Raw genomic sequence first — 17,726 nt, forward strand, 5'->3', positions numbered from 1 at the left:
CGCGGCAGTGCCGCGCAAGCGCTCGCCCTTACCCTTTCACGCTTCCGAGCAGCAGGCCCTGGATGTAGTAGCGCTGCAGCGCGAGGAACAGCAGCAGCACCGGAATCACGGTGACGACGGCGCCGGCCATCATCATCTCGACGTCCTGGATGTGCTCGCGCGACAACGCGGCCAGCGCCACCGGCAACGTGTAATTGGTCTGGTCGGTCAGCACGATCAGCGGCCACATGAAGTCGTTCCATGCGGCCATGAAGGTGAAGATGGTCAGCGTCACCAGCACCGGCTTGAGCATCGGCAACACGATCTGGAAGAAGATCCGCATCTCCCCGGCGCCGTCGATGCGCGCGGCCTCGAGCAGTTCGTCGGGAATCGAGCGCGCGTACTGGCGCACCAGAAAAATCCCGAACACCGTCGCCAGGCCCGGAATGATGACCGCGCCGAAACTGTTGACCAGGCCCATGCCCTTCATCATCAGAAACAGCGGCAGCATCGCCACCTGCGCGGGAATCACCAGCGCCGCGAGCAGGATCTGGAACAGGCGCTCGCGGCCCTTGAAGCGCAGCTTGGCGAAGGCGTAACCGGCCATGGTGTTGATCAGCAGCGCGCCGACCGTGATCGCCGCCGAGATCATCAGGCTGTTGGCGAAGTAACGCCCCATGCCGGCGCGTGCGAACAGCTCGTGGTAGTTGTCGAAGGTGATCGCCGACGGCAGCAGCGGCGGCGGAAAACCGCTCGCCTCGCCGGTCGGCATGAACGACACCGACAGCATCCACAGCAGTGGCGCCAGCGCGACGACCGCCAGCGCGACCAGCGCGCCGTTGACCGCCCAGGCCGACCAGCGCGTCGCGCCGACTTCGTGATACGCCGCGATCCGGCTCATACCAGCTCCCGCTTGCGCCCGAAGCGCAGCAGCAATGTGGTGACGCCGAGGATGATCAGGAACAGCAGGAACGCCACCGCCGATGCGCGGCCGAGGTTCCACCACATGAAGCCTTCCTCGTACATGAAGTACAGCACGCTGACCGTGCTCTGCAGCGGATCGCCGCGCGTCATCACGTAGGGCTCGGCGAACAGCTGGAAGTAGCCGGACACGGTGATCACCGCGACCACCAGCAGAACCGGCCCGAGCATCGGCAGCGTGACGTGCACGAACTGCTTCCATCGCGAGGCGCCGTCGATGCGCGCGGCCTCATACAGGTCTTCGGGAATCGCGGCCAGACCGGCGATGAAGATCACCATGTTGTAGCCGAAGTTCTTCCACACGGCGAACAGGATGATCGTCGGCATCGCCCACGCGGGATCGCCCAGCCAGTCGACCGGCGCGATGCCGATATGGCCCAGCGCCCAGTTCACCAGGCCGTAGCTGGTATGGAACAGATAGCGCCAGATCACCGCCACCGCGACCAGCGTCGTCACCACCGGCGCGAACAGCGCGGTACGGAACAGACCCTTGAAGCGTGCGACTTTCGCGTTGAGCAGCAGCGCGGCACCGAGCGAGACGCCGATCGACAGTGGCACGCCGATCACGACGAAGTACGCGGTATTGCCGAGCGACTTCCAGAATAACGGCGTCTGCAGAAGATCGAAATAATTGCCGAGCGCGACGAAGCGCAGGTTCGACATATCCGACAACGCGTACAGATCGAAGTCGGTCAGGCTCAACAGCAGCGCGGAGGCGACCGGAATGCCGAAGAAGATGCCGAGCACGATCAGCGCCGGCCCGGCGAAAATCCAGCCTGCGGTACTAGCGCGCATGGGCGGCACCTTGGTCGATGGTGGGCGACGCGCCGAGCGCACCGACAGCCTTGCCTTCTTCCGCCTCGCGCTCACGCACCCAGCGGCGCTTCTCGAGCAGCGTGTCCACGCGCGCATCGAGCGCCTGCAGCGCTTCGTCCTGCGCCATGCCGCCGCGCACCACGCGTTCGCTCATCAGACGCATTTCCTGCACGATCCGCTCCCACTCCAGCACCTTCGGCGTCGGCTCGACGCGTTCGAGCTGATCGCGGAACGCCTGTGCGTACGGATCTTCGCGCAGCTGCGGGAATTCCCAGGTGCTGCGGCGCGGCGGCAGGTTGCCGATCATCGCGTGGAAGCGCTGCTGGATCTCCGGGCGCGACAGGAATTCCATCAACTGCCAGCTCGCTTCTTTGTTCGGCGAATCGCGGAACATCACCAGCGACGTGCCACCGGCGATGCCTGCACCCGGACCGTCGGGACCTGGCAAGGGCGCGGTGCCCCACTGGTCCTGCAGTTCGGTCGGCAGACGGTTGCGGAATTCGCGGATGTTCCAGGGGCCGGAGACGTAGAACGAGAAGAAGCCGCGGCCGAATTCGTCCCAGACGTTGGAGATCTGAGTCTCAGACATCCGCGGCGCCCAGCCCTTCTCGAACATGTTGGTGTAGAAACCCAGCGCGCGGGTGAACCCGGGGCTGGTGAAATTGCCGCGGCTGTCGTCGTCGCGCAGCAGCGGATCGCTCTGCTGCAGGCCGAACGACAGCAGCTGCTCGAACTCGTTGAGCGGCAGCATCACTGCGTAACGATCCGGGCCGACATGCGCCTTGACTGCCGCCATCGCGGTTTCCCACTCCTGCCACGTGCGCGGCAGGGTGTCGACGCCGGCTGCAGCGAGGATGTCCTTGCGATAGAAGATCAGGCGCGTGTCGACGTACCACGGCACGCCGAGCAGCGTCTCGTCGACGACGTTGGTGCGCCAGATGCCGGGAAAGTAGTCGGATTCTTCGATGACATCGGACGCATCGACACGCGACTGCAACGGTTCCAGCGCACCGAGTACCGCGAACTCCGGCACCCAGGTGTTGCCGAGCTGACAGATGTCGGGCAAGGCGTCGGCAGCGAATGCGGTCAACAGTTTTTCGTGTGCGGAGGTCCACGGAATCTGCTGGATCTCGACCCGGATGTCCGGATGTTCGCGTTCGAAATCACGCACCAGTTCCGACACGACCTCGGCCTCGCGGCCCATCGCCCAGAAACGGACGACGGTCTGCTCGTCGCGCCGCGCGCAGGCTGCGAGCAGCACGAGCGCGAGCAACAAACAGACGAGACGCGCCGCCGCGGAGATGCGGCGTGCGCCGGGATCGCGTCGGAATGCGCGCAAAGTCTTACTCCGCCGGAACCGGATCGGACGCGCGCGACGGCGCCGGTGCCGGCGTGCGGCCATCGCGGTTGGACGTCTGGTTTGCAGCGCGCGACTCGGCAATGCCCATCGAACGCGCCATCGCCGCGTCGGCATCCGGCGGACCGGAATCCTTGGGCTCGTCTTCGCCGGCCAGCCAGCCGCCGGTGAAGCCCGCGCGTTCCAGACCGGCACGGATGTAGGGGTTCTTCTTCATCACGTTCCAGACGAAGTCGTTCCGGTAGTTCGCGATCATCGCCAGGATCGGGCCCTGGTCGATCGCGATGTAATCGCTCGCCACCCAGCCCTTGCCCGGCACGATGCGACCGGTCTTCAGCGGCACGCCTTCGTAGGTGAAGCTCGGATTGAACGAATCGAGGAAGCCGTAGCTCGAGTACAGATAGTCGCCGTAACGACGGTGCATCTCCTCGGTCGCCGGAATCACGATCTCGGGCGCGAACGCGATCGAAGCGACCGCCGCCGTCGGCGCGATCGTGCCGTCGTCGAACGCGACGTCCAGACCTGCGCCACGTGCGCTGTAGTGACGGAACTCGCGCTGCTCGCCGTTGAAATCCTGGTCGGTACGCTGCGGACCGTCACTGGCGGTCAGACCCCAGACGTTCTCGCCGTAGTCCTTCCAGCCCATCGGATTGTCGATCGCGTACTGGCGCTGCGCATACGTCGCACGGCGGCTGTTCTCGAAGTAATCGATACCGCGGCGCTGCATGTAGTCGTCACGGATGCCGCGGAAATCGACCCACACGTGCGTGTACTGGTGGCCGAAGTGCGGCGCGAAGCTCAGGTATTCCTGGCCGCGGAATACGCCCCACAGCTTGTCGTAGGTACGCGTCCAGACTTCCCAGGCTTCGGGGCCGACCGGATGCGTCGGCGAACCGAGCGCGAGGATATAGACCAGCATCGCCTCGTCGTAACCGGTCCAATCGTGCTCGATGAAGCCGCTCTCGGGATACCAGCCCATCGAGATCAGCGGCTTGCGCTGCTGCAGGAACGGCCAGCGCACATTGCGATAGAGCTGGTCGGCGAGCTTGCGGATGTCCGCCTCGCGCGGATCGTCGCGGTCGTAGTACGACTGCGCGAACAGGATGCCCATCATCAGCAGGCCGGTGTCGACGCTCGACAGTTCGACCCACGGCTCGAAGCGGTGGCCGTCCTGCATGTCGATGAAGTGATAGAAGAAACCCTGATGGCCGGCGGTGCCGGTGGCCTGCGGGCCCATCTTCACGCTGCTGAGGAACTTCAGCGTCGTCAGCGTCCGATCCACGGCCTGCGTGCGGCTCACCCAACCACGCTCGATGCCGATCGGATACGCGGTCAATGCGTAACCCACCGCGGCGACGCTCGAGAACGGACGCGACGGGAAGCGGTCCGGCGTCAGGCCGTTCACTTCGTTGGTCGTGTCCCAGAAATACTGGAACGTGCGGCGCTCGATGTCTGAGAACAGCGGCGGCAGTTCGGGCGGTCCCTTCACTTCTTCCACGGGCGCAGCCACCTCCGGCACCTGCTCGATGGGCCCCGGTTTCGGTGGCGGCACATCGGGTTCGGCAGGTGCTTGCTTGCCGCAGCCGGCCAGGAACAACGCGGCAAGCGCGACGAGAATCAGGAGTTGGAACGCACGGAGACGGGATTGCATCGTGAAGGAAACCTCGCGCTGAAATCGTTTACAGGGGCCAGTATAAAACTGCCGGTCGCCCGAAGGGGACCGGCAGCGGGTTTTTTACCAGTTGATACCGAAGGTCAGCTTGAACGTGCGCGGCGGGAACGCCGTCGCGAAGCTGTCCGGATTGCGACGACCGAAGTCTTCGTTCGGCCTAGCGACGCTGCCCGGCACGCTCGGATCGCGACCATCACCGCGGAAATCGATGTAATCGGTCCAGTTGTACCAGTTGAAGACATTGAGCACGTCCGCGCGAACGCGCAGCTTGATGTCGGTGCCGGTGTCCCATTCTTTCTGCAGCGCGACGTCGAACTGCTTGAAGCCGACGCTCGTCTCCGGGTAATACGAGTCGAAGAAGCAGTTGAACGTATCGATGGCGATACAGTTCTGCGATTCACGCGCTGCCGGCGACGAAATCTCGAACTTGCCCGATAGGGTCATGCCCCAACCGATGTCGTAGATGCCGGTCGTGACGAGGCGGTGGCGCGGAATGCCGATGGCGCGCGTGAACGCGACATCGTCCAGATCGCGGTAATCGAACGAGAACGTGTCGCTGTTGTTGCGGTTCTCCACCGCATCGCTATAGGTGTAGGCGATGGTCGTGCCCCAGCCCGAGTCGTTGGTGAACGGCTTGTCGAGCGACAGCAGCACCGAGTTCAGACGGGTTTCCACGGCGTTGCGGCCAATGAACATGCGACCGAAGCCCGGCAGGTTCGCCGGCGGGATGCCACCGAAGGTGCGGCCGGGCTCGTAGAACGAGCCGTCGTCACGCCGGTTGCCTGCTGTGAACAGGATGCCGTCATGGCTCAGCACGTGCAGCAGCGTCGCCGAGGAGTTCCACGACTGGCCGCCCATCTCGAACACGTTGCGCACGCCGAGACTGAACTGGTCGGAGTACGGCGTCTTCAGATCGTTGTCGATCAGGAACACTTCGCTGCCGACGTTCGGCGCGGCCGCGGCCAGCTGGTCCAGCGTCGCCTGGTCGAAATAGCTTGGGTCCCAAGGCAGGCAGCTCTGCGGTGACGATGTGCCGCATTCGTGACCGGGCTGGTCGAACTGGTAGGTGTAGCGCTGGAACGCCAGGCCGTACTGCTCGCGCGCCAGATAATCGAACTGGTTGCGGTTGTACGAACGCCCTGCGCCGCCGAACAGCACGAAGGACTCGTCGCCGCTGAAGTCGTAGGAGAAGCCGACGCGCGGCTGGAAATTGCCCTTTGTCGCGCTGCGCTCGTTGCCGGTGCTGACGAACTGGCGGTAGTCGTAATCCACGCCGGGCGCATTGAGGCCGGGCGACGCGGCCAGCGCGTCGAGTACGGCCTGCGGCGTCACGTGATCCTCGTAGCTGGGCGTCGTTTCGTAATCCCAACGCACACCCAGGTTCACGGTCAGCCGATCAGTGGCTTCCCAGTCGTCCTGGATATAAAAGCCCAGCTGCTTGTTCTCAGACAGTACCGCCTGCGCGGAGCCCAGACCGGAGGCAGTGAACTGCACCTCGTACGGGACATCGGTGTTCCGGGTCAGATCGAACGCGTACTGCGCATTGGGCGGGCTGCGCTGCAGCGCGCTGATATCGACCTGCTTGTACTTGACGCCGGCCTTGATGGTGTGGCCTTCGAAACCGAACCAGGTGAAATCGTTCTGGAAGCCCAGACCCTTCTGGCCCTTCTCCTGCTGGTCGGGACCACCGCCGATATTGAGGATGGCGCTCATGTTCGGATTGTTGACGTTCTCCTGCCCTTCGGCCGGAATCAACAGACGACGGCCCGGCGCGATCGTCAGCGGCTGCGGCCCGAAGGTCGCGTCCTCATATGTGATGTGCGCATCGTTGAGCCAGTTCTCCGCGCTGTACTGGTAACGCAGATCGAGACGGGTTTCCTCACCCGCGCGCGAGGTGCCGTACTGGAAGGTGTTGATGCCGTCGACGCCGACGATATCGTCCTCTTCGCGGTACTTCGCGGTGAACTCGAAGAGGTGCGCGTCACCAGGCGTCCAGCTCAACTTGCCGAAAAACAGGTCTTCCTTGAAAGGCGAACCCGTGGTGGCGAGCGCTTCCTCGCGGTACGGCGACGGCAGCGAGTCGATCGAGAGGTTGCGACCGGGCGTGATCGACGCGACGCGATCGATCTCCTTCGCCTCGTAGGTCACGAAGTAGTGCAGGCGGTCCATCAGGATCGGGCCGCCGATGGCAACGCCGTAATGCTCGGTGCCCGAACGGACCTTGTCGCGGCCACGGAAATTCTCGTCCGCCGTCTTGGCGCGGAAATCCTGCGCCGTGTTGTCCCAGAAGAACTGGCCTTCGAATTCGTTGGTACCCGACTTGGTCACCGCGCTGATGCCGGCGCTCGACAGCTGGTCGTATTCCGCCTTGTAGTTCGAGCTGACGACCTTGTATTCGGCGATGCCGAGCTGCGGGAACGGGTTGCCGGGCGTGGAATCCTGGCCCGAGATGCCGCCCTTGAGCACGTAGTCCTTCTGGCCGACGCCGTCGATGAAGACGTTGACCGCGTTCGACACCTGCGCGCCGCTGCGGATCGACGCGCCGGTCGGCGAGTTGGTCACTGTCACGCCGGGCACGATGTCGGCGAAGGACAGAAAGTTGCGCGAATTCTGCGGCAGCGAATCGATCTGCTTCTGCGACACGTAGGTCGCGACTTCCGACGTCTTGGTCTCCACCACGGCCGCCGCCGTGACCGACACCGTGTCGAGATCCTGCGTCTCACCGGTCGTCGCGGTTTCGGCGACGCCGCCGACGCCGAGGTTCAACGTCGCGGTCTGGCCTACGGCCACCGTGACGTTCTGCGAGGTGCTCTGCCCGTTCGCTTCGACCTGCAGGCGATAGGTGCCCGGCGGCAGACCAACGACGTTGTAGTTGCCGTTGCCGCTCACCTGCACGCTGCGCGTGAGGCCCGTCGCGGTGTTGACCGCGGTGACGCGTGCATCGGTGGCGGGCGTGGAGTCGACCATCACCTGGCCGCGGATCGTCGCTGCAGTGGACTGGGCCAGCAGCGCAGGCGCCGCCATCGCCAGGCAACCGCCCAGCGCGATACTCAGAAGTGAGCGCGAGAAGGCGCGCGGCCAGGTGTCACTGTGTGTCATGTCGTCGGTCTCTATCTTCAGGGGATGTTTGTACGGACGGCATTCCCGCCGCCCTGTGTGCCGCGAAGCGGCGGTGTCACCTCGAACGTCCGTCGGAAAGACCCACGACACATTCGCCAACATGCGACGTCACGCGTGTGCCCCTGCACACACGGTGATGCGTCGGTATCGGACTTGATGTCATGCAACCCCTCCCAAGGCGCCGACGTCGACCGGTCATGACCGGTTCGACGGCTCTCCACTGGACGATGAGGCAGTGGCAGTGCCACTCGAATCACGGATCACGAGAGCGGGTTCGAGCAGCGCGGTGTGTACCGCGGTCTCCGTCTCCCCTGCACCCTCGATCTCCAGCAGCGCCTTCAATGCGCGCGCGCCCAGTTCAGCGATGTCGACGCGCATCGTCGTTAGCGATGGGTGAACGTAGCGTGCAAGCGGAATATCGTCGAAACCCACCACCGCGATGTCCGCAGGCGTGCGTACGCCGCCGCGGCCGAGTGCATACAGACAGCCGATCGCCATCATGTCGTTCGCAGCGAACACCGCATCGGGACGCGACTCCAATGCGAGCAGGGCCTGCCCCGCACGATGTCCGGAGTCTTCGTCGAACTGGCCCGGCAGTTCCCACGGGGTATACGTCTCGCCCGCTGCGGCCAAGGCATCGCGATAGCCGCGTTTGCGTTCGCGTGCGTCGTCGTTGTCTTCGGGTCCGTCGATGAAGGCGATACGCGTGTAACCCGCGTCGACCAGATGCGCGACCATCGCGCGCGCACCGCCGTAGTTGTCAATGCCGACCGACAGCTGCGGCCGGCCCTGCGCGGCGTTGATCAGCACCATCGGCAGGCTGGCGTCGACGTTGCGCTCGAGGAAATCGACGTCATGCACGTAGGGCGACATCAGCAGCAGACCGTCGACGCGGCCGCGCATCGCACGCAGCGCCGCGCCCTGCTCTTCGGGATTGCCGTGATAGCTCGACACCAGCAGGTGCTGACCGCGGGTGCGCGCCACCTGGTCGATGCCGCGCATCAGTTCGGAGAAGAACTCGCCGTGGATGTCGGGCAGCACCACCCCGACGGTCTGGGTGCGCCGGCTGCTGAGGCTGCGCGCGGCGTGGTGCGGGCTGTAACGCAGTTCGGCGGCGACGGCGAGGACACGCTCGCGCACCGCTTCGGCGACGTTCTGGTGGCCGTTGAGGGCGCGCGACACCGTCGCCACCGACACACTGGCCGCCTTGGCCACATCCTTGATCGTCACGCTCAAACCGCACCCTCCCGCTCTCGCGATGGGCCGGACTGTAAGCGTTTCCACAACGTCATGTAAACCAGATGTAACGAAACATCGATGCTGCACTGCACTATAAATGCAGCGATCTGCGGCCTATTTCGCCGATCGTGCGATCGCGCTCACGGCAGTACCTGGCGGAACGGCCGAACCTCGACGCGCACGTAGACGCCGGCATCCACATACGGATCGGCATCCGCCCACGCGCGCGCATCCGCCAGCGAGTCGAATTCGGCGATGACGATGCTGCCGCTGAAGCCCGCCGGACCTGGATCTTCGGCATCGATCGCCGGGCACGGACCAGCCAGCAGCAACCGTCCCGCATCGCGCAGCGCGACCAGACGCGCGAGGTGCGCCGGGCGTGCCTCGCCGCGGCGGGCGAGCACGTCTTCGCCGTCATAGCCTTCGATCGCGTACCACATGGCAATTCCCGTCCGTTCGTGAGGCGCGAAGTGTAGCGAGCGCACCCGCTGGACAGGTCCGGCAGGCACCGCGTACTCTGTGCACCAGCATCCGGCCAGTTCGCCGCCCGTCACGTCTTCAGACGCTGCCGCACGCGGTCGCCCCACCGGCCCGGTCCAACGCCCTTCCGATCTCCGCGCCTGCCCCGCATGCAGACGCGCTTCGCGCTTGGCGACGACCGACCCAGACGAAGATGTTCCGCAGCACCGTTGTCCCCGCGCCGGCCCGAGCCGCGCAACCGACCGGATCCGCTTTCGAGCGGCCCGCCGAGCCGTCGCCCCGCCCTGCCAGCGATCCACTGCCCGTGATCCATTCTCCGCGCCCGAGCGCCCCGCCGCTGTTGCCTATCGAATGACACAGCCTGCATCCGACGCCAAGGCGTCCGCCCATGCCGTCCAGCCGCAACAGCAGGAATTCCCGCTGGCGCTGGTGCACGGCCAGCCGGTGCTGCAGATCCCGCAGGATCTGTACATCCCGCCGGATGCGCTGGAAGTCATCCTCGACGCGTTCGAGGGCCCGCTCGACCTGTTGCTCTACCTGATCCGCCGCCAGAACCTCGACATCCTCGACATCCCGGTCGCCGACATCACCAAGCAGTACGTCGCCTACATCGGCGTGATGCAGGAGCTGCGGTTCGAACTCGCCGCCGAATATCTGGTGATGGCCGCGATCCTGGCCGAGATCAAATCGCGGATGCTGCTGCCGCGCCCGCCGGCCGACGAACTCGACGAAGGCGACCCGCGCGCGGAGCTGGTACGACGGCTGCAGGAGTACGAACGTTTCAAGCAGGCGGCCGAAGACATCGACCGGCTGCCGCGCCAGGATCGCGACACCGCGCCGGCGCAAGCCACATTGCCGGAGCGCACGATCAACCGCGATCCGCCGCCGGTCGATCTGCGCGAGATGCTGCTGGCGCTGCACGACGTGCTCAAGCGCGCCGAGCTGTTCACCGGTCATGCGATCCGTCGCGATGCCCTGAGCGTGCGCCAGCGCATGGGCGAAGTGCTGACCCGGCTCACCGGCGGTCATTTCCACCGCTTCGAGTCGCTGTTCGAACCCGAGGAGGGCCGCCTGGGCGTCGTGGTGACGTTCCTGTCGATCCTCGAGCTCACCAAGGAACGCCTGCTCGACATCGTGCAGGAGGCGCCGCTGGCGCCGATCTACATCAAGTCGCTCGCCGATGCCGACGGCGCCGCGCCGCCGACGACCTTCTCCAGCGAGTTCGACGATGACGTTCCCGAACCCGCCCAGTCCTGACCACCGACCGGATCTCCGAACAGTCCCGATGGAACAGACCGTCATCAATCGCATCGTCGAAGCGGCCCTGCTCGCCTCGTCGCAGCCGCTGACCGTGGCGCAGCTGGAAACGCTGTTCACGCTCGACGAACCCGCGCCCGAGGGCAGCCTCAAGCAGGCGCTCGTCGATCTGCAGGCCGCCTGCGCCGATCGCGGTGTGGAACTCGTGGAGCTGGCTTCGGGCTGGCGCTACCAGGTGCGCGGCGACGTGCACGGCTGGGTGTCCCGGCTGTGGACCGAGCGCCAGACCAAGTACACGCGCGCCACGCTGGAAACCCTGGCACTGATCGCCTATCGCCAGCCGATCACCCGCGGCGAGATCGAGCAGGTGCGCGGTGTGGCGACCAACAGCAACATCATCAAGGCGCTCGAAGAGCGCGAGTGGATCCGCGTCGTCGGCCACCGCGACATGCCGGGCCGCCCGGAACTGCTCGGTACAACGAAGGGTTTTCTCGATTACTTCGGCTTGCGTCGTCTCGACGACCTGCCGCCGCTGTCGGAACTCAAGGATTTCGCCGAGCTCGATCCGCAGATGCGCTTCGCCGGCACCGACGCTTCGGACCGCTCGGTCGGCGGCATCGCGTCCGCCAACGACGACACCGCGGCTGACGACGCCGATCCCGATACCGACGACGCAGACGACAGTACAGACGACGCGGACGAAGGCAGCGACATCGCCTCCGCCGACGACGACGTTCCGCACGACGTGCAGGACGCCGGAGCAGCACCCGGAGACAACGACGGCGACAGCGCCGGCGACGCATCCGATGACGACACCCAGACCCCGTCGGACATTCCGTCCGACGACGACACCGCAACACCCAACGCACAAGACGCCCTCGCCGCAGACGGCGACAGCGACCGGAGCCATTCATGACGCAACAACGCAATACCGACAAACCCGCCCGTTCCCCGCTGTCGCTCAAGCGCGGCGAAGCCCCGGCCGCGGATGCCGCGCCTAAGCTCGAAGAGCGCCTGCACAAGGTGCTGGCCCAGGCCGGCCTCGGCTCGCGCCGCGCGCTCGAACAGCGCATCGCCGACGGCCTGGTCAAGGTCAACGGTGAAGTCGCCCAGACCGGCATGTCGATCAAGGGCAGCGACCGCATCGAGCTCGACGGCAAGGTGTTCGTCGCCAGTGCGCTGACCGAACCGGCGCGCGTGCTGATCTACAACAAGCCCGAAGGCGAAGTCACCACGCGCGAAGATCCTGAAGGCCGTCCGACGATCTTCGAGGCTTTGCCCGCGCTCAAGGGGGCGCGCTGGATCGCGATCGGCCGCCTCGACATCAACACCACCGGCCTGCTGCTGCTGACCACCGACGGCGAACTCGCGAACGCGATGATGCATCCGTCGTACGAAGTCGAGCGCGAGTACGTGTGCCGCGTGCGCGCGCCGGAGGGCGAAGAGACGGTGTCCGACAAGCTCGTCGATCGCCTCAAGCGCGGCGTCGCGCTGGAAGACGGTCCGGCGAAGTTCGACGAGATCGAACGCATCGGCGGCACCGATTCGCACGACTGGTTCCAGGTGCTGCTCAAGGAAGGCCGCAACCGCGAGGTGCGCCGCCTGTGGGAATCGCAGGGCTGCCAGGTCAGCCGCCTCAAGCGCGTGCGCTACGGCCAGGTCACGCTGCCGCAGCCGCTGCTGCGCGGCCAGTCGCAGGAACTGGCGGATGTGCAGGTCGAATCGCTGCGCAAGGAACTCAAGCTCGAGGAAGGTCCGCCGCCGGCGTTGACGCTGCAGCCGGTCATCGGCCAGCGCAAGGCCGCCAAGTCGACCGTGCATCTGGGCAAGGGCGGCGCCGGCAAGGCCTACGTCAACGGCCAGAACAGTGGCGCGGATGAAGGTCGCGAGTTGCGTCGCTTCGACCACGTGCGCGAAGACCGCGGCCGTGGCCGTGGCGGTCCGCGCAAGCCGCACGGCGGCCTGACGGTCAGCGGCGACGCCGCAGCCAAGCAGTCGCAGAAGCCGTTCAAGCAGCGCGCCGACAAGGGTGCGCGTGCCCTGCCCGAGGGCAATCCCGCCGCGTTCCGTACCTGGTACGTGCCGGACGGCGTGGAGACCGGCCCGACCGGTCACCGCAATGCCGACGGCCGCGGCCCGAAGAAGCCCTACGGCGGCGGCGCAGGCGGCCCCGGTGGCGCGAAGAAGCGCGGTCCCGGTGGCCCCGGCGGCGCAGGACAGGGTCCGCGCGGTGCGGGCGGCGGCGGTCCGCGTGGTCCGGGCGGCGGTGGTGGTGGTGGCGGACAGGGTCCGTGGGCCTCGCGTCCGGCCGGTGGCGGTGGTGGTCCGGGTCGCCCGCGTGCGCCGTACGGTCACCCCGACAGCGCGCCGAGCTTCCCGTCCGATCATGCCAATCCGGGTGGCTTCAATCCGAACGCCGGCCCGCGCGGTCCGCGTCCGGGCGGCGGCAACCGCGGCTCGAAGGGTCCGGGTGGCCCCGGCGCACGTGGCCCCGGTGGTCCCGGCGGTGGCAATCGTGGTCCGGGCGGACGTCCGCCGGGCGGCGGCAATCGCGGCCCGCGCAGTGGCGGTGGCGGCGGTCGCTGATCGCACGCACATCGTGATGTGTTGACGCACGGGGCCTTCGGGCCCCGTGTTCGTTTGTGACCTCTGCTTTCCGGTGCGCGTCGCTCGCTAGACTCGACGTTTCTTCCGAAGAGTCCGCCCATGACCATCACCGGCGACGCCATCAACGATCTGATCCGCGCGAACGCGCCGGCGGCGATGCACGCCCTGCTGCCGCCACCGTGCCTGCTCGACATGGAAGGCGAGTTTCTCGAGTACGAAGACGGCGTGCGCATGTCGCTGCGCTTTCCGGTGCTGCCGCGCTATCGCAATCCGATGGGCAACATGCAGGGCGGTTTCATCGTCGCCGCGCTCGACAACACACTGGGGCCGCTCTCGTATCTGATCGCGCCACCGAGCGTCACCGCGACGCTCAATGCGCAGTATCTGCGACCGGTCACGCCGGAGACCACGCACATCATCTGCGAGGCGCGCCTCGTCGCGCGCACGCGCAACGTGCTGCATCTCGCAGCCGAAGCGCGCGGCGAAGACGGCAAGGTGTTCGTGCTGTGCCAGGCCACGCAACAGATCCTGCCGCCGCGCAGCGGCTGAGACTTCATAGCCGCTTCACCGCGACGCCATCGGCGCTCCATCCGCGCGATCGAGACTCGTGTCTCCCCCGTGGATGGAGACCGCCGGTTTGGATGGATACGCGCAATTCGATTTCGATGTCGTCGTGGTGGGCGCGAGTTTCGCCGGCGCCGCGTGTGCGCTCGCCGCGCGCGAAGCGGGCCTGCGGGTCTGCGTGCTCGAACGCAAGCACGATCCCGGCATCCGCCTGCATACGACCGGCATCATCGTCGCCGAAGCGTTCTCGCAGACGCGGCTCGGGCGCATGCCGCCGGCGCTCTGTCGCAAGGTGCCGCGCGTGCGGCTGTACGCCCCGAGCCTCGACAGCCTGCAGCTGCAGGCCGACGACTACGCGTTCCTGACCACCGACACGCCGAACGTGCTGCGCTGGCTTGCTGACGAGATGCGCAAGGCCGGCGTCGATCTGCGGCTGATGCAGTCGTTCTCCGATGCGCAGCGCGATGGCGATGGCTGGCAGATCGCAGGGCTCGGCAGCACGCGCTGGCTGATCGGCGCCGACGGCGCGAAGTCACGCGTCGCCCAGCGCGCCGGTCTGGGTCTGGTCGACGCATTTCTCTACGGCGTCGAACACGAATTCCACGGCGCCACGTTGGCGGAACCCGACGCCCTGCACTGCTTCATCGACCGCGCGCTCGCGCCCGGTTACATCGGCTGGGCCGCGCAGTCGCCGACCGGCGTGCAGCTCGGACTCGCGTTCCGGCATCGCGCGGATCGCCACGGCGTGCCGGATATCGGCAGCTTCCGCACACGCGTTGGCACACGCCTGGGACTGCCGTCGACCCTGCAGCCTGATTCAACGCGCGCCGGCCTGATTCCCTGCGGCGGACCGGTCGAACGCCTCGCCGCACCCGGCGTGATCCTGACCGGTGATGCCGCCGGCATCGTGTCGCCGCTGACCGCCGGCGGCATCCATTCGGCGTGGGCGCATGGCGAGGCGATCGGCCGCGCGATCGCGCAGCACCGGCTCGGCGCCGATATCTCACCAGAGCGGATCGCTGACACCGCCTCGCCACGCTTCCGCGCGAAGCGCTGCCTGCGCTGGGCTTTCGATCATCTGCAGCTGGACTGGCCGGTGAATCTGCTGCTGCATTCACCGCTGCTGCGTCGCGCCGCCGAGCAGGTCTATTTCCATCGCCGCGGCAGGCGCCGCGGATCCGCATGAATCCCGAGCCGCACATACGAAAACGCGCCCGCCGGAGCGGACGCGTTTCGGGTGCCTCACGTGCAGCGCGTAAGCGCCGCTCGCTCAGGCGGTCTGCAGCTTGCGCGAGCCTGCCGCGCGACGCGGACGACTCGGGAACGCATGCCGCAGGATGCGCCAGGACACTTCACCGAACTGGCGCGGCAGGGAGCCGGTGTTGTACGGCTGGCCGTAACGCTGGCAGATCTCGCGCACTTCGACTGCGAGCGTGGCGTAGCGATGCGCCGGCACATCGGGGAAGAAGTGGTGCTCGATCTGGTGGCTCAGGTTACCGGTCAGCAGGTTCATGACCTTGCCGCCGCCGATGTTCGACGACCCGCGCAGCTGGCGCATGTACCAGTGACCACGCGACTCGTTGCGGATGCTCTCCTTCGGGAAGGTTTCGACATCGGCAGTGAAGTGCCCGCAGAAGATCACGACGTAGGTCCACACGTTGCGGATACCGTTGGCGACCAGGTTGCCCAGCAGCACCGGCAGGAAGAACGGACCGGCCAGCAGCGGGAAGATCACATAGTCCTTCACCAGCTGACGCCCCATCTTGCGACCGACCGGCGCGAAATCGCGCGCCAGCTTGCCCTTGGGCATCTTGCCGGCGAAGAAGCGGCCGAGCTTGAGTTCCTGGATCGCGACGCCCCACTGGAAGTACAGCGCGAACACGACCGCAATCACCGGCTGCATCAGGTAAAACGGGCGCCAGCGCTGTTCGGGAAAGATGCGCAGCAGGCCGTAGCCGATGTCGTCGTCCATGCCGCGGACGTTGGTGTAGGTGTGGTGGCGGAAGTTGTGCGAATGACGCCAGTTGTCGCCGGTCGCCATGATGTCCCACTCGTACTTCTTGCTGTCGAGTTCGGGATCGTGCATCCAGTCGTACTGGCCGTGCATGACGTTGTGGCCGACTTCCATGTTCTCGAGGATCTTGGCCAGCGCCAGGAACACGACACCAGCGATACACGCCGGCCACAGCAGCCACGGCACGAACGCGCCGCCGATCGCACCGACGAACAGCAGACCGCGACCGAGCACCGCGCAATAGCGCACCCAGCGCACGACGCGGCGGATGTAGGCGGCGTCGACCTTGCCGACCTGGGCCATCGTGCGCGTGTGCAACGCGTCGAGCTCGGCGCCGAAGGCATCGAGTTCCTGCGTGGAGAGGCGGCGCGTGGCAGTGAGCTTGGACATGACGACTCCGGAATTCAAAGCAGGATCTTTCAAAGCAGAGCGGAACGTTTCGACGCGGCGTGTTTCAGAGATCGAGCACGAGATCGGACACGGCGCTGCTGATGCACAGCTTCAGCGCGGCCGTCGCCTCGGTGTTCGCAGCGCCGGTGCGCAGATCGCGCGTGGCACCGGACGCCTTGCCGCAGGCGCAGGTATTGCAGATGCCCATGCGACAACCGGCCTTCGGCTTCAGGCCTTCGGCTTCCAGCGCCTGCAGCAGCGGCACACCGCGCGGCAGCTGCAGCACACGACCGCTGCGCGCCAGACGCACTTCGACCATGCCGCTGTCGTCGGTCTGCGGACGCGGCGGCGGGGTAAAAGCTTCGGTGCGCAGCAACGGCACGCGGTCTTCTGCGAGTTCGGTGGCCGTGGTGACGAAGCCGCCCGGGCCGCAGGCGAACACTTGGCGCCTGGCGAGGTCGGGCACCAGTGTGTCGAGCAGTCCGGCGTCGATACGACCGGCGGCTTCGTCGTCCGCGGTAGCGGCTTCGCGCGTCAGTACGAAACGCACATCGAAACCGGCGTGGCGCGCAGCGAGTGCGCGCAGCTCGTCGACGAAACACAGTTCGGCGCGCGTGCGCGCCCAGTAGACCAGCGTCAGCGGCACCGGCATACCCTGCCCGGCCAGCTGACGGACCAGCGCCATCAGCGGCGTCACACCGCTGCCGGCGGCCAGGAACAGCCAGCTGCCATCGACCTTGGCCGGCAGCACCAGATCACCGAACGCAGGCCCGATATCGAACACGTCACCGCGGCGCGCAGCGGCCAGCAGATGCCGGCTCATGCGGCCTTCGTCGACACCCTTCACCGTGACCGTGATGCGGCCATCGGCGGCGACCGGCGCATCGAGGCTGTAGCTGCGGGTGATCCGCACGCCGTCGATATCGGCCGTCAGATTCACGTGCTGACCGGCCTGCGCGCCCGCCCAGTGACGATTCGGCTTCAGCGTCAGAGTGACCGCATTCGACGCAGCCGGCGCATGCGCGACCACGCGGGCCAGCGGACGCTCCCAGCTCCAGGTCGGATGCAGGCGCTGCGCCCAGAAATCGAACACGGGCGGCACGACGAACGGCGTGGCGAGCCTGCGAAAGCGGCTGCGGCGGGACGGCTTCATGGGTTGGACGGTCGACATGAGAGGCAATGTACACCCATCCGCACAGCCGTGTATACACTTGTACATTAATGGACGCTGCTATGCTGACCGCCCAGTC

General features: G+C 66.4%; 13 protein-coding genes and 1 pseudogene. 5 read left to right on the forward strand and 9 right to left on the reverse strand.

The features are described 5' to 3' along the window. Window positions 1–28: 28 nt before the first annotated feature. From LU699_RS01110 to LU699_RS01140, 7 genes are all read right to left on the reverse strand, one after another. Window positions 29–880 (reverse strand): carbohydrate ABC transporter permease, encoded by an 852-nt coding sequence (locus LU699_RS01110; RefSeq protein WP_232138086.1) that lies wholly within the window; start codon window positions 878–880, stop codon window positions 29–31. After that, a complete protein-coding gene (locus tag LU699_RS01115) occupies window positions 877–1,755 on the reverse strand; it encodes a carbohydrate ABC transporter permease (RefSeq protein WP_232138087.1) in 879 nt (292 codons plus the stop codon). The genes LU699_RS01110 and LU699_RS01115 overlap by 4 nt, the downstream gene beginning before the upstream one ends. Continuing rightward, window positions 1,745–3,079, reverse strand: a complete 1,335-nt coding sequence (locus LU699_RS01120) for a sugar ABC transporter substrate-binding protein (RefSeq protein ID WP_232138216.1) — start codon at window positions 3,077–3,079, stop codon at window positions 1,745–1,747. The genes LU699_RS01115 and LU699_RS01120 overlap by 11 nt, the downstream gene beginning before the upstream one ends. Before the next feature lie 40 nt (window positions 3,080–3,119). After that, window positions 3,120–4,784, reverse strand: coding sequence for a glucoamylase family protein (locus LU699_RS01125; RefSeq protein ID WP_232138089.1), 1,665 nt, complete (start codon window positions 4,782–4,784; stop codon window positions 3,120–3,122). 84 nt (window positions 4,785–4,868) lie between these two features. Next, window positions 4,869–7,904: a TonB-dependent receptor domain-containing protein gene (locus LU699_RS01130; protein ID WP_232138091.1), complete on the reverse strand. Its 3,036-nt coding sequence runs from the start codon at window positions 7,902–7,904 to the stop codon at window positions 4,869–4,871. Window positions 7,905–8,120: 216 nt separating this feature from the next. Continuing rightward, the gene (locus LU699_RS01135) at window positions 8,121–9,161 is read right to left on the reverse strand and encodes a LacI family DNA-binding transcriptional regulator (RefSeq protein ID WP_232138092.1); all 1,041 of its coding nucleotides are present in this window, start codon (window positions 9,159–9,161) and stop codon (window positions 8,121–8,123) included. 143 nt (window positions 9,162–9,304) lie between these two features. Then, entirely contained in the window at window positions 9,305–9,604 is a 300-nt protein-coding gene (locus LU699_RS01140) for a YciI family protein (RefSeq protein WP_232138093.1), read from the reverse strand. A 391-nt stretch (window positions 9,605–9,995) separates the two neighbouring features. Between LU699_RS01140 and LU699_RS01145 the strand changes: the two genes are divergently transcribed. From LU699_RS01145 to LU699_RS01165, 5 genes and pseudogenes are all read left to right on the forward strand, one after another. Further along, a complete protein-coding gene (locus LU699_RS01145; protein WP_232138094.1) occupies window positions 9,996–10,901 on the forward strand; it encodes a segregation and condensation protein A in 906 nt (301 codons plus the stop codon). Window positions 10,902–10,929: 28 nt separating this feature from the next. Then, window positions 10,930–11,790 (forward strand): annotated as a pseudogene (gene scpB / locus LU699_RS01150) (SMC-Scp complex subunit ScpB); the annotation flags it as partial. A gap of 23 nt (window positions 11,791–11,813) precedes the next feature. Further along, on the forward strand, window positions 11,814–13,487 hold the full coding sequence (locus tag LU699_RS01155) for a pseudouridine synthase (protein ID WP_232138095.1): 1,674 nt from the start codon (window positions 11,814–11,816) through the stop codon (window positions 13,485–13,487). 120 nt (window positions 13,488–13,607) lie between these two features. Further along, window positions 13,608–14,057, forward strand: a complete 450-nt coding sequence (locus LU699_RS01160) for a PaaI family thioesterase (protein ID WP_232138096.1) — start codon at window positions 13,608–13,610, stop codon at window positions 14,055–14,057. Window positions 14,058–14,145: 88 nt separating this feature from the next. Then, entirely contained in the window at window positions 14,146–15,258 is a 1,113-nt protein-coding gene (locus LU699_RS01165; RefSeq protein ID WP_232138097.1) for an NAD(P)/FAD-dependent oxidoreductase, read from the forward strand. Between the two features lie 84 nt (window positions 15,259–15,342). On the opposite strand, the gene LU699_RS01170 is transcribed toward LU699_RS01165, so the two are convergent. Further along, a complete protein-coding gene (locus LU699_RS01170) occupies window positions 15,343–16,476 on the reverse strand; it encodes a fatty acid desaturase family protein (protein WP_232138098.1) in 1,134 nt (377 codons plus the stop codon). Between the two features lie 64 nt (window positions 16,477–16,540). Continuing rightward, entirely contained in the window at window positions 16,541–17,629 is a 1,089-nt protein-coding gene (locus LU699_RS01175) for a ferredoxin reductase (protein ID WP_232138099.1), read from the reverse strand. Between the last annotated feature and the right edge of the window lie 97 nt (window positions 17,630–17,726).

The organism is Luteimonas fraxinea, from assembly GCF_021233355.1.
Classification (GTDB): domain Bacteria; phylum Pseudomonadota; class Gammaproteobacteria; order Xanthomonadales; family Xanthomonadaceae; genus Luteimonas; species Luteimonas fraxinea.